This window comes from Aerococcus urinaeequi (assembly GCF_001543205.1).
In the GTDB taxonomy this organism is placed as follows: Bacteria; Bacillota; Bacilli; order Lactobacillales; family Aerococcaceae; genus Aerococcus; species Aerococcus urinaeequi.
Window position 1 is genome coordinate 1,534,059 of the sequence record NZ_CP014162.1, and the last position, 11,793, is coordinate 1,545,851.

The window sequence follows — 11,793 nt, forward strand, 5'->3', positions numbered from 1 at the left end:
TTATCAATATCTTGAATCTTTCAATATAATGAAGTTGTGAAAAGAAAATAATTTGATATGGGGGAAGGTTATTATGAAGCATTTTGTGAAGTTGGGGTTATTGGGTTTATCGGCAACGGTGCTTGCAGCGTGTTCTAGTGATAGTAGTGAGGAAACTACTATTCGAGTCGCGACGTCACCTGGTCCTTATAGTGAGTTATTTCTAGACCAAGTGGCCCCTAAGTTAGAAGAAGAAGGCTATACAGTACAAGAAATTGAGTTTACGGATTTGCGGTCAGCGGATGTTGCCTTACAAGAAGGGTCAGCAGACTTAAATGTTGACCAACATTCCTTATATTTAGCTAACTTTAATGAAGAAGCGGGTGCAGAACTAACGGCTGTGACACCGGTACCGACTGTGCCAACAGGTTTGTTCCCAGGTACAAAGGATGATTTGGCTGCTGTCTCAAGCGGGGACCGTGTGGGTATCCCGGATGACCCATCAAATTATACGAGAGCTTTACTAGTTTTGCGGAAAGCGGGCTGGATAAAATTCAGTGAGGATGCCAATCTCGAGAATTTAACGGTTGATGACATCTCAGAAAATACGGCGGGCATTGAAATTGTACCAATGCAATCAGCGTCAATCCCAAGAACCTTGGAAGATTTAGCCTACGCCATTATTCCAGGCTCAATCGCGTATGACGCGGGCGTGGACTTCTCAACTATGTTATTAGCGGAGGATGTGCGGGAAGACTTGTTACTGCAAGCTGTAGTTTCCACTCCTGAAACAGCGGAAGAAGATTGGGTGCAAGCAGTCGTGGATATCTATAATTCGGACGATTTTCAATCGCAAATAGAAGAAATCAATAATAGTTCAGATGAAACTTATTGGATCATTCCAGATTAAGAAATCCGAAAGAAAGTGTGAATATTTATAGAAAGCGTTTACATCGCTAGGCCGTTTCCTATATGATAGGGGTATCAAGAGAATAGGAGTGATGTACATGGTGGAAGTTTACACAAACTACTGGGAAAATCGACGCGATGGTGTTCGAAAGGAACATGGATCATATGCTAGCGAAGAAGCGGCCTTTGAGGGGATTCGAAGCTGGTGGACACTTCATCAAGAAAAGTATACCGATGTGAATAAACGACGGACCAATTCAGGTGCCCTAGAAATTACATATGGTGATGACAATTACTACTATCGTATTGAGAAACGGCATTTGGACAAGTTACCATCGACTAAATGTAAGTTGAGAAGTCCTGGTGAGATTGATAGTAAACGTAAACTGGCGCAATTAGATGAGGAAACCTTCCTATTTGAAGAATTAGCAGAACCTTATCGTGACCTGCTACTTGTTGCAATGGGGAATGGCCAGCGGGTCAAGGACTTTATCTACGATGAAAAAGGGCGACCAATCCGCGAGCTGACTAAAGTATAAAATTTGAGAGAAATGATTGACAAAGAGATTGCAGGGTGTTATGCTATTGGAGTTGAGAAAAGAAGCAGAAACACCCGTTTCTCACCTGAGTTGACAAGTTACGTCCTCGGGTTGATAGATATTCAGTTCACACAGACTCGATCTGTGTGCTTAATACGACGGGTAGTGATTGTGCTATCCGTCGTTTTTTCTATGTGAAATTTCTCTTTCATACAGATTTATGCAATCTTGCAGAAAAATTTCTTTTTATACAGCATCAATGGAGGTGTATTACTATCGCAAAAGATATGTTCGTAAATGAAAATATCCGTGCACGTGAACTTCGTGTAATTGATTCTGAAGGTGAACAATTAGGTGTGTTAAGTAAAGACGAGGCTTTAGATAAAGCTGAACAAGTTGAACTTGACTTAGTACTAGTATCACCAAACGCAAAACCACCAGTTGCTCGCATCATGGATTACGGTAAATACCGTTATGAGCAACAACGGAAAGAGCGTGAACAACGTCAAAATCAAAAACAAGTCAGTCTGAAGGAAGTACGTTTATCTCCTACGATTGAACAAAATGATTTCGACACAAAATTGCGTCAAGCTCGCAAGTTCCTTGAAAAAGGTGACAAAGTGAAAGCTTCAATTCGTTTCCGTGGACGTGCTATTACGCACAAAGAAATCGGTCGCGAAGTGCTAGAACGCTTTGCAGAAGAGCTTAAAGATATTGCAGAAGTTGAACAAAGACCAAAAATGGAAGGACGTTCAATGTTCCTTCAAATGGCACCAACTGCTGACAAATAATTGAACACTTTTTAGGAGGAAAAAACATGCCAAAACAAAAAACTCACCGCGCTTCAGTTAAACGTTTCAAAAAGACTGCTTCAGGTAAACTAAAACGTAGTCATTCAGAGCGTTCTCACCGTTTCCACGGTAAAACTAAAAAACAACGTCGTCAACATAAACAAGCGACTACAGTTCATTCATCAGATATTAAACGTATCTCACAAATGATGGACACTTACAAATAAGATTATCTAAGCGTTCAGTCACGGACTGGACAGTACCAAAAGGAGGAAATTAAATGGCTCGAGTTAAAGGTGGAACAGTAACACGTCGTCGTCGTAAAAAATATCTTAAGTTAGCAAAAGGTTACTTCGGTGCGAAGTCTAAATTATACAAAACAGCTAAACAAGCTGTAATGAAATCTCATACTTACGCATACCGTGACCGTCGTCAAAAGAAACGTGACTTCCGTCGTTTATGGATTACACGTATTAATGCAGCTGCTCGTATGAACGGAATGAGCTACAGCACATTAATCAACGGCTTAAAAGTTGCTAACATCGACATGAACCGTAAAATGTTAGCTGAATTAGCAGTTAACGATGCTGATGCATTTGCAGCTATCTGCGAACAAGCGAAAGCAGCTTTAAACAAATAAATCAGACAATCAAAGTCCACGTAGCACCAGCTTTTAGCGAGTGTCTACTGGACTTTTTTGTTTATGAGCTAAAAATGTTTTGGTGTTCTATTTATACTATCAAGGGTTATGAAATATTCGTATTATCCAAATCACTTAACACTTGGTAAAATATGTGTTAGAAAAGCCGTGAGCCATTTTCCCAAAAAATGAATCATGAATATTAGAGGATGATAGAAAATGCTATTGCCTAGTGGCGGATTCAACCAAGATTAGACTAAAGTAAGTCATCTTATGATAGAATGAAGCGATAGCGTCAAAAGGAAAAATTTATAAGTTAATGTAGAGGTGAAGCAGATGTCAATTATCGACTTAAAAGACGTCGCGGTAAAATTTGATACACCAAATGGTACCGTTGATGCAGTAAAAGATGTCAATATTTCAATCGCTGAGGGCGAAATATTTGGCGTGATTGGTTACTCTGGTGCTGGTAAATCCACACTGGTTCGTACCATAAACCGCTTGCAACCAGTAACTTCTGGGCAAGTAATTGTAAATGATAAAGAAATCAATGCCTTATCAGAAGCAGAATTACGTGCTTCTCGTAAGAAAATCGGGATGATCTTCCAACACTTTAATTTAATGAATGCGAGAACGGTTGAGGGCAATGTCCTTTTCCCATTGAAGGATTCTAAATTATCTAAGGAAGAGAAGAAACAGAAAGTACATGAGTTGTTGGAATTAGTTGGATTAGCTGACCGTAAAGATGCTTACCCAAGCCAACTATCTGGGGGACAGAAACAACGTGTAGCGATTGCGAGAGCCTTGGCTAACGATCCAGATGTCTTATTATGTGACGAGGCGACTTCTGCCTTAGACCCCAAAACAACTTCATCAATCCTTGAATTATTGAAAGAATTGAATGAACGCTTAAACCTAACAATTGTCATCATTACCCACGAAATGCACGTTATCAAAGAAATTTGTAACCGTGTGGCGGTAATGGAGCATGGTGTGGTTGTTGAACAAGATACGATTTTCAATATCTTCAGAAATCCACAACAAAAATTGACCAAAGACTTTATCGAGTCTGCGTCACCAATTGAAAAGGGCATTCAAGAAGTTTTAAGCAAACCAGAATTATTGAATATTCACCCAGCTGACCGCGTAATCCGCGTGACCTTCTCAGGTGCTTCAACTGGTGATCCGTTAATTTCAAAATTAACAGAGCAATTCCAAGTGAAAGCCAACATCTTATTCGGTAATATTGAAATCTTACAAGATATTCCAGTGGGTACTTTGCTACTAAGCCTAAGTGGTGAAGATGCGAAAGTACAAGAAGCCATTGACTTTATTACTTACGAAGGTATTACTTTAGAAGAATACAAAATCGAAGACGACCACTATATTCAAGAGGAGGTTGATGCATAATGAATTTTATCGAAAGTATCTTACCAAATGCAGCAAGCATTCCTGATGAATTTCTAGAAGCAACAATTGAAACACTTTATATGACACTTTGGACTGCCGGACTTGGATTTGTTCTTGGTCTTGGGCTAGGTGTTTGGTTAGTCTTAACCCAACCTAAAGGATTAAAAGCCAACGCTGCCGTTTACGGTGTCTTAGACAAGTTTGTGAATATTTTCCGGTCTATTCCATTCGTTATTATGATTGCCTTACTAGTTAATATCACTAGACTCATCGCTGGTACTTCAATTGGTACAACTGCAGCAATCGTGCCATTAGTCGTAGCTACTGTGCCATTCTATGCTCGTCAGATTCAAAATGCCTTGGTAGAAGTTAACCCAGGCGTGATCGAAGCGGCACAAGCGATGGGCTTGTCTACTGGAGATATTGTCTTCAGAGTTTACTTAAAAGAAGCCTTACCAGGTATTATCCGTGTATCTGCATTGTCAATTATCAATGTGATTGGATTAACAGCTATGGCCGGAACTATCGGTGGTGGTGGTCTTGGTAACTTGGCTATCACACGCGGATATAACCGATTCCAAACAGATGTAACGATTATTTCTACAATCATTATCCTAATTATTGTCTTTATCTCTCAAGCTATCGCTGATCGCTTGGTGAAAAAAGTAGAGCACTAAAAAATCTGTCACTAATCAAATTTTGGAGGAGAATTATGATGAATAACAAATTTAAATTATCTGCAACAATCTTTGCTTCAATCATTGCTTTAGCTGCTTGTGGTACAACTGGTAACGAAAGTGATTCAGCTGCATCAGAATCTGCAACTGAAGAACAAGCTGAATACACTGTTGGTGTCGTTGGTGATACTGAACGTTTAGTATGGGAAGACGTTGCTGAACGTGTAGCAGATGAAGGCATCACCTTAAATGTTGAAACCTTTACTGATTACGTTACACCAAATACTGCCTTAGTTGATGGTTCCTTAGACTTAAATGCTTTCCAACATTTAGCTTACTTAGCCGAATTTGTGGCATCAAATGATGCTGACCTACAACCAGTTGGTTATACTTATATCTCTCCAATGGGTGCATATTCAGACTCACTTGAAAGTATCGAAGATTTAGCTGATGGTGGATCAGTGGTTATCCCAAATGACGTGACAAATGGTGGTCGTGCTTTACTATTATTAGAATTAGCTGGTATCCTTGAAATTGATGATGCTGCAGGTATAACACCAAGTGTTGAAGATATCACAGCTAATCCTAAAAATATTGAAATTACTGAAGTTGACGCAGCTCAAGTACCTCGTTCACTTGCTGATGCTGACTTAGTAGTTGCCAACACTAACTACGCAGTAGATGCCGGTTTAGTACCTGAGGAAGATTCAATTTTCTTAGATACTGATGACTTAGGTTCTTTAGGTGCACAATACAAAAATGCTGTTGTTGTAAGATCTGAAGATGCGGAAAATGAAGACATCCAAACAATTGTGAAAGCTTACCAATCTGACGAAACTGCAGCTAAAATTGACGAAGTAACATCAGGCGCTGACCAACCAGCTTGGACGGATAATGATGATATTCAAGCGGACTTTGATGAAGTTGTTGGCCAAACTGAGCCAGCAGAATAATTTGCAAAAATAGTATTATAGCGATATGTTAAGCACAGGTTAAAACCAAATATTGGTTAAACCTGTGCTTTTTATATTGTAAATATTGTTAAATTAAATTTATTTCATAATTTATTTTTGGTCATTTTCTAACTATGCATTGAGGATACAATCTGATAAAATAAGTTGAATTTATTCAAAGTAAAAAATGAACTTAGGAGAAGACATGGATGAGTCATATTAATATGGGACTAGCACTTCGCGGATCAATTGAGAGCGATATGGCGCAATTAACTGGTATGCTTGAAGATGCGATAGCTTTACTTGCAATGAATAATATAGATCAATGGCAGAATGGTACGATATCCAGTGAAATTTTATTAGATGCGATTATGCATGATCAAGCTTTTGTGTGGGAACAACGGGATAGTACAGGGATTGCAGGCTTTTGTGTCTTGGATACTTATGATGAATTGTATGAAAACCTTGCAGAAGGTGAGTGGACTGTACCTGGGTCTTATCTGGCAATTCACCGTGTGATGGTATCTCAACATTTACGTGGACGCAAAGTAACTACTCAGATGTTTTTAGATATTAAAAAGATGGGAATCGTAAATAACGTTGATTCCTTACGAATTGATACTCATCCAGATAATATTATGATGCAGAAAACCTTAAAAAGAAATGGCTTTGTTAGAACAGGGTTACTGTATATGCCTTCAGGTAGCTCACGGTATACTTACGAGTTTGATTTATCCAAATTTTAGACTAAAATAGTACTTATAACGAGTTGAAATCAAGTCTGAGATAGAGAGGTAGTTAGTTATGTATTATGTAAAAAATGAACGTAACGGTAAAGAGATTTTTGACCCCACTTATAATTTGGCGATTGAATACTTTTTGTTAAATGAAAAGAAATTAGATGAACCAATCTTACTATTTTATATTAATGAACCTTCAATTATCATTGGAAAAAATCAAAATACGCACGTTGAAATTAATGAGCCTTATGTTAAAGAACATAACGTTCATGTTGTCCGTCGTTTTTCAGGCGGTGGAGCAGTCTACCACGATTTAGGTAATATTTGCTTCTGCTTTATTACTAATGATGACGGCAATTCCTTTAGAGACTTTAAGAAATTCACTGAACCTATTATTGAATCTCTTGGCAAAATGGGTGTTGAAGGCGCTGAGCTACGCGGACGTAATGACCTTGTAATCGGTGACCAAAAGTTCTCTGGTAATGCTATGTATTCTAAGAATGGGCGAATGACAGCTCACGGTACCTTGATGTTTGATGTAGACATTGAAGAAACGACTAAAGTATTGAAACCTAAAGCAGCCAAACTAAAGGCAAAAGGGGTAAAATCAATCCGAAGTCGCGTAACGAATATTAAGCCACATATGGATGCTGCCTCTCAAAATATGACCTTGTTCGATTTCAGATCAGCTTTATTACGTAATATTTTTGATGTAGAAAATCTTGAAGACATCCAGGAATATGTCTTAACTGATGATGACTGGGCATGGATTGAAGACTTTCGTCAACAATATACCAATAATGATGACTGGAACTACGGAGAAAACCCGGACTTTGAAATCATCAGAGATGAAAGAACGCCTGCTGGCCAAATCGAATTCCAATTTAACATTTCAAAAGGTAAAATTATAGCATGTAAAATATACGGTGACTTCTTTGGTTTAGGGGAAATTACTGACGTTGAAAATGCCTTGATTGGACAAGAATATAGCCGTGAAAATTTAATCGATATTTTTAATAGCATTAACATTAAAAACTACTTTGGTAACGTCACAGCTGCAGAATTAGCTGACTTAGCTTCATTATAAAAATAGAAAATAACATAAGTAAGAAGGGGCGAGGATTCAAATGGATCCTTGTCTTTTTGATTAAAGGCAAATTTTGCCACAAAAAAACCAGCCAACCGATTTGGGTAACTGGTTTATGAATTCTATGGTTTGTCTTAGCCAAATGCGCGACGAATTTGGACACTCGCGTTGCCTCTGGCAATTTCATGACCGCGTTCACGGACTAATCCAGCATTCAATGCGGATACTTCAGCGTATTCTTCGGCGAATGAAATTAAATCTTCAATTTCATCATCTGTTAATTCGTTTGTTTCAAATTTAATCAAGGCAAAGTAAGATTCGTTATAAACGTATAAGTCTACTTGTGCAAATTCATCTTTAAAGTCACGCGCGAAAGCTAGGAAATCTTCAAAAATCCGGAAGACTAAAGTGATTTCTCTAGGAACACGAGGTTCCTCTGTTTCAGCACTCGCTGCTTTTTTCTTCTTGTCTGCCTCTTGGTTAGCGAGGTCATCTAAGACATTTTGGCGTTCATTTGCATTTTCTTTATCTTCATCTTCAAGCTCGCCAATTGTTTCCATTAATTGCTGGAAAGCACTATCTTCTTCATTGTCATCGCCAAAACCTTTACTGATATACAAATCGATACCGTTCCTTTTTGGCATTACTTGGAAAGTGATCGCTTCAGTGTGTTGGAATTTCTGGGACACATCGACCTCTTCAAGGATACTCATGAAAAAATGCTCAACTTCGTTTTGATTGCTCATGATATCCATAAACGAGATGCCTCGCTCAATTAAATCATCAGTATCTATAAACACGCGGATAGTATTTTCGTTAATATACTCCATTTCCATCGTAATCACCCCAATCTATTAATAAGTAGTGTAAACTAATTGATGCGAAAGTTAAAGTAATTTAGTTTAAGAAAATAAAAAGAGTACAGAAATTTGCACTCTTTCCATCATATTATCTTGTTTTAAAATTTAATTTGCGTGTGCTTCTTGTTCTTCGTAAGAGGCCAACGCTTGTTGTAATTCAAGTTTACGAACGCTTCTTGGTAAGAAACGACGAATTTCATCTTCGTTATAACCAACTTGTAAACGTTTATCATCTAAAATAATAGGGCGTCGTAATAAACCAGGATTATTTTGGATTAATTCAAATAAATCGTTCAACGGAATTTCATCAAGATCAACATTTAATTCTTGGAATGCTTTTGATCGAGTTGAAATGATTTCTTCAGTACCTTCCTCTGTCATGCGTAGGATGGCTTTGATTTCATCTTCTGTTAATGGTTCTGAAAAGATATTTCTTTCGGTGTAAGGAATTTCATGTTCTTCTAACCATGCTCGAGCTTTGCGACATGAAGTACAACTTGGTGATATGTATAATTTAACCATGTGTATCTCTCCTTTGTATGAAAAACAATTCTTAACTAACATATATACAGTATAACACAGAGTTTGTGAATTTTCTATGGTTTTTTAACCAATCTTGACGTATCAAAGATAAGTTATTATAGCGGTATCATCTAGTCATTCGAACAAGGCGAATACTAACAAGACAGTAAAAATATGCTATACTAGAGTAGAATTTAAGTGAGGGGATATTTAGATGACAAAACGTATTTTTTCTGGTGTACAACCAAGCGGAACGCCAACAATCGGTAATTATGTTGGTGCTATGAAGCAATTTATCGAATTACAAAATAACTTTGAAGCCTATTACTGTGTCGTAAACCAACATGCCATTACAGTAGCGCAAGATCCTGAGGAGTTACGTAAAAACACACGTTCACTAGCTGCCTTATATATTGCTTTAGGGATTGACCCAGAAAAAGCGACGATCTTTATTCAAAGCCAAGTACCGGCCCATGCACAAGCTGCTTGGATTGTTCAATGTAACACAGCCTTAGGTGAACTAGAGCGTATGACACAATTCAAAGATAAATCAGCTAAACAAGCATCTGTTTCAGCAGGTCTATTAACTTATCCACCATTAATGGTTGCAGACATCATTTTATACCAAACAGATTTAGTACCTGTGGGGGATGACCAAAAACAACACCTTGAATTAACAAGAAACTTTGTTGAACGCTTCAACAATCGTTATACAGGTAAGAAGGAAAGCCCAATTCTAACAATGCCTGAATTTTACGCACCTAAAGAGGGTGGCCGTATTATGAGCTTGCAAGAACCAACGAAGAAAATGAGTAAATCAGACGAAAACAAAAAATCATTCGTTTCATTATTGGATGATCCAAAAACAATTACGAAGAAAATTAAATCTGCAATGACAGATTCTTCTGGTGAAATTTCTTACGATAAAGAAAATAAAGCCGGCGTATCTAACTTGTTAACGATTTATTCTTCATTCGCCAACCGTCCAATTGATGACATCGTCGCTGAGTATCAAGGTGCTGGTTACGGTAAATTCAAACAAGACTTAGCGGATGTCGTGATTTCTATCCTTGAACCAATGCAAGAACGTCACGCAAAATTGATGGCTTCATCTGAATTAGATGACATTTTAGCAGATGGTGCCAAGAAAGCCAATGAAGTAGCCAATGAAACACTGGCTTCCATGGAGAAAGCAATCGGATTTAGATAAGCCGACGAAGCTAATCAAATTTACCAATTCAAATAAACAACTTTCATAGTGTGGTGTTAGCCAACCAACCAAGTTGGCTAGCAACACACTTTTTTCATGAAAAATAGACCGGTTCATTTTATTCTGCCAAAAAGCTTAAACGTGTAAACCCTTATAAAATATGATTGTGAAGAGTGGGCTAAACCGCAAGTTAACCTCCGAACAAGTTCATAAAATAACCACCCAATCTTCGCCAAGTAAAAACCTCACCTAGCTAGGTTTTTTATTTTGAAAAATAGCCCGGCGCTTTCGAATATTTACGGCGTATATAATTAAGTGATAGGGGGCTGAGGGATGAAATTTGCACAAAGAGAAGATGAATCATTTGTCTTCGCAGTAGATCTGATTGACGAAAACGGTCAAAAAGTACCAACAATAGAAAGTTATTATTGCAGCCAGTGTAAGAGGGCAGTTTACTTAAAGAAGGGGAAAGATACGAGACCTCATTTTGCTCACTATGCTAAGACTATTAAGGACCATCATAAGGTGAATGAATCAGATATTCATTTTGACCAAAAGACCATTATTCATGGCAAATTAAAGACGGTTGATATAGAAGGTTATATAGAGCATGCAGTTGAAAAACAAGTTAGGCGGGCCGATATTTATGTGCCCGATCAAGTCAAGGTTAGTAATAACCTAGCCATCGAATTACAGTATGCCCCAATTTCTGCTGAAGATGTCTTCAAACGCCAAGCGGATTATCAGGATGTAGATTGTCGTGTTCTATGGTTATTAGGCTACCAATCTACTTATCATAGCATTTTTGATAACAACCACAAAGGACCCACTTCTAAGACTTTGAATGCCGTCCGTCCCTTTTTACGGTATGATTACGAGTTTGGTTTTTATCTGCCTTTTTGGCATGAGGCCTCAGGTAAAGTAGTTTTATTGACCGTCAACCTTTATGGTCAAGGGCAAAAGCAAATTCGGATGTCCATTGAACGCTATATCAACTACTTCAATGACCATCTCACCTATGAAAAGGGGGACTTTTTGACCAGTTTATTATTTGGCAAAGACTATCCCATAATTAGTCCAGCCCCAAAAGATTTAGCCAAGTTTATTAAGAAAGTTCTTGTTAGTCCAACAGCTAATCAACAAAAAATTCTAGAAATCATTTACCAACGACAAGTTTACTTACAAGAAGCACCAGCGGATTTATATACCTACCAAGCGACCGCAATGTTTTCAAAAGTGGCTGACTGGGCCATTATTCTAGCTTATGTAGCCATTTATCAAAAGAATGACCCAGATTTTGAGCGGACCCATTTTGCCCAATTCGCCAATGTACTATTCGATAATCAGCTGGTCATTGAACATCCATTATTTACCAAAGAAATCATTATTTCATGGCTGATGTGGCTGTTTGCTAATTACGAAAATAGCTAGCGTATTAATGTAGAAACCAACCTTCGTGTGTTAAAATGAAAATAC

14 protein-coding genes are annotated in these 11,793 nt (G+C 38.0%); 12 read left to right on the forward strand and 2 right to left on the reverse strand.

Translation table 11 applies throughout. From position 1 onward, the window contains the following. Positions 1-73: 73 nt before the first annotated feature. The 10 genes from AWM74_RS07055 (at position 74) to AWM74_RS07100 (ending at position 7,725) form a co-directional block, all read left to right on the forward strand. Positions 74-889 carry a MetQ/NlpA family ABC transporter substrate-binding protein gene (locus AWM74_RS07055; RefSeq protein WP_026465432.1) on the forward strand — a complete coding sequence of 272 codons (816 nt, stop codon included), beginning with the start codon at positions 74-76 and terminating at the stop codon, positions 887-889. A gap of 97 nt (positions 890-986) precedes the next feature. Then, positions 987-1,427, forward strand: a complete 441-nt coding sequence (locus AWM74_RS07060; protein ID WP_016897714.1) for a hypothetical protein — start codon at positions 987-989, stop codon at positions 1,425-1,427. A gap of 269 nt (positions 1,428-1,696) precedes the next feature. Beyond that, a complete protein-coding gene (gene infC / locus AWM74_RS07065; protein ID WP_081484288.1) occupies positions 1,697-2,218 on the forward strand; it encodes a translation initiation factor IF-3 in 522 nt (173 codons plus the stop codon). A gap of 26 nt (positions 2,219-2,244) precedes the next feature. Continuing rightward, positions 2,245-2,445 (forward strand): 50S ribosomal protein L35, encoded by a 201-nt coding sequence (gene rpmI, locus AWM74_RS07070; RefSeq protein WP_026465431.1) that lies wholly within the window; start codon positions 2,245-2,247, stop codon positions 2,443-2,445. A 53-nt stretch (positions 2,446-2,498) separates the two neighbouring features. Next, positions 2,499-2,858 (forward strand): 50S ribosomal protein L20, encoded by a 360-nt coding sequence (rplT, locus tag AWM74_RS07075; RefSeq protein WP_016897712.1) that lies wholly within the window; start codon positions 2,499-2,501, stop codon positions 2,856-2,858. Positions 2,859-3,194: 336 nt separating this feature from the next. Continuing rightward, positions 3,195-4,268: a methionine ABC transporter ATP-binding protein gene (locus AWM74_RS07080; RefSeq protein WP_016897711.1), complete on the forward strand. Its 1,074-nt coding sequence runs from the start codon at positions 3,195-3,197 to the stop codon at positions 4,266-4,268. Further along, positions 4,265-4,945 (forward strand): methionine ABC transporter permease, encoded by a 681-nt coding sequence (locus tag AWM74_RS07085; RefSeq protein ID WP_026465429.1) that lies wholly within the window; start codon positions 4,265-4,267, stop codon positions 4,943-4,945. Before AWM74_RS07080 ends, AWM74_RS07085 begins: the two co-directional genes overlap by 4 nt. Before the next feature lie 35 nt (positions 4,946-4,980). Further along, a complete protein-coding gene (locus AWM74_RS07090) occupies positions 4,981-5,898 on the forward strand; it encodes a MetQ/NlpA family ABC transporter substrate-binding protein (protein ID WP_236702829.1) in 918 nt (305 codons plus the stop codon). A 209-nt stretch (positions 5,899-6,107) separates the two neighbouring features. Then, positions 6,108-6,644 (forward strand): GNAT family N-acetyltransferase, encoded by a 537-nt coding sequence (locus tag AWM74_RS07095; protein ID WP_026465427.1) that lies wholly within the window; start codon positions 6,108-6,110, stop codon positions 6,642-6,644. Between the two features lie 58 nt (positions 6,645-6,702). After that, positions 6,703-7,725, forward strand: coding sequence for a lipoate--protein ligase (locus tag AWM74_RS07100; RefSeq protein WP_026465426.1), 1,023 nt, complete (start codon positions 6,703-6,705; stop codon positions 7,723-7,725). 134 nt (positions 7,726-7,859) lie between these two features. Here AWM74_RS07100 and AWM74_RS07105 read toward each other — a convergent pair whose 3' ends face one another. Together AWM74_RS07105 and spxA are read right to left on the reverse strand one after the other, a co-directional pair. After that, on the reverse strand, positions 7,860-8,561 hold the full coding sequence (locus AWM74_RS07105) for an adaptor protein MecA (RefSeq protein WP_016897705.1): 702 nt from the start codon (positions 8,559-8,561) through the stop codon (positions 7,860-7,862). Positions 8,562-8,690: 129 nt separating this feature from the next. Beyond that, a complete protein-coding gene (spxA, locus tag AWM74_RS07110; RefSeq protein ID WP_016897704.1) occupies positions 8,691-9,107 on the reverse strand; it encodes a transcriptional regulator SpxA in 417 nt (138 codons plus the stop codon). A 214-nt stretch (positions 9,108-9,321) separates the two neighbouring features. Here spxA and trpS point away from each other — a divergent pair, with 214 nt between their 5' ends. Together trpS and AWM74_RS07120 are read left to right on the forward strand one after the other, a co-directional pair. Continuing rightward, on the forward strand, positions 9,322-10,317 hold the full coding sequence (gene trpS / locus AWM74_RS07115) for a tryptophan--tRNA ligase (RefSeq protein WP_026465425.1): 996 nt from the start codon (positions 9,322-9,324) through the stop codon (positions 10,315-10,317). 333 nt (positions 10,318-10,650) lie between these two features. Continuing rightward, complete coding sequence (locus AWM74_RS07120) at positions 10,651-11,748, forward strand: competence protein CoiA (protein WP_026465424.1); 1,098 nt, start codon at positions 10,651-10,653, stop codon at positions 11,746-11,748. Positions 11,749-11,793 lie beyond the last annotated feature (45 nt).

Bases quoted from the DNA above. Each gene is read 5' to 3' on its own strand.
- spxA (WP_016897704.1), bottom strand. From the start codon at position 9,107: ATGGTTAAATTATACATATCACCAAGTTGTACTTCATGTCGCAAAGCT.
- rplT (WP_016897712.1), top strand. From the start codon at position 2,499: ATGGCTCGAGTTAAAGGTGGAACAGTAACACGTCGTCGTCGTAAAAAA.
- AWM74_RS07090 (WP_236702829.1), top strand. From the start codon at position 4,981: ATGATGAATAACAAATTTAAATTATCTGCAACAATCTTTGCTTCAATC.
- trpS (WP_026465425.1), top strand. From the start codon at position 9,322: ATGACAAAACGTATTTTTTCTGGTGTACAACCAAGCGGAACGCCAACA.
- AWM74_RS07095 (WP_026465427.1), top strand. From the start codon at position 6,108: ATGAGTCATATTAATATGGGACTAGCACTTCGCGGATCAATTGAGAGC.
- AWM74_RS07080 (WP_016897711.1), top strand. From the start codon at position 3,195: ATGTCAATTATCGACTTAAAAGACGTCGCGGTAAAATTTGATACACCA.
- AWM74_RS07060 (WP_016897714.1), top strand. From the start codon at position 987: ATGGTGGAAGTTTACACAAACTACTGGGAAAATCGACGCGATGGTGTT.
- rpmI (WP_026465431.1), top strand. From the start codon at position 2,245: ATGCCAAAACAAAAAACTCACCGCGCTTCAGTTAAACGTTTCAAAAAG.
- AWM74_RS07100 (WP_026465426.1), top strand. From the start codon at position 6,703: ATGTATTATGTAAAAAATGAACGTAACGGTAAAGAGATTTTTGACCCC.
- AWM74_RS07120 (WP_026465424.1), top strand. From the start codon at position 10,651: ATGAAATTTGCACAAAGAGAAGATGAATCATTTGTCTTCGCAGTAGAT.
- AWM74_RS07055 (WP_026465432.1), top strand. From the start codon at position 74: ATGAAGCATTTTGTGAAGTTGGGGTTATTGGGTTTATCGGCAACGGTG.
- AWM74_RS07105 (WP_016897705.1), bottom strand. From the start codon at position 8,561: ATGGAAATGGAGTATATTAACGAAAATACTATCCGCGTGTTTATAGAT.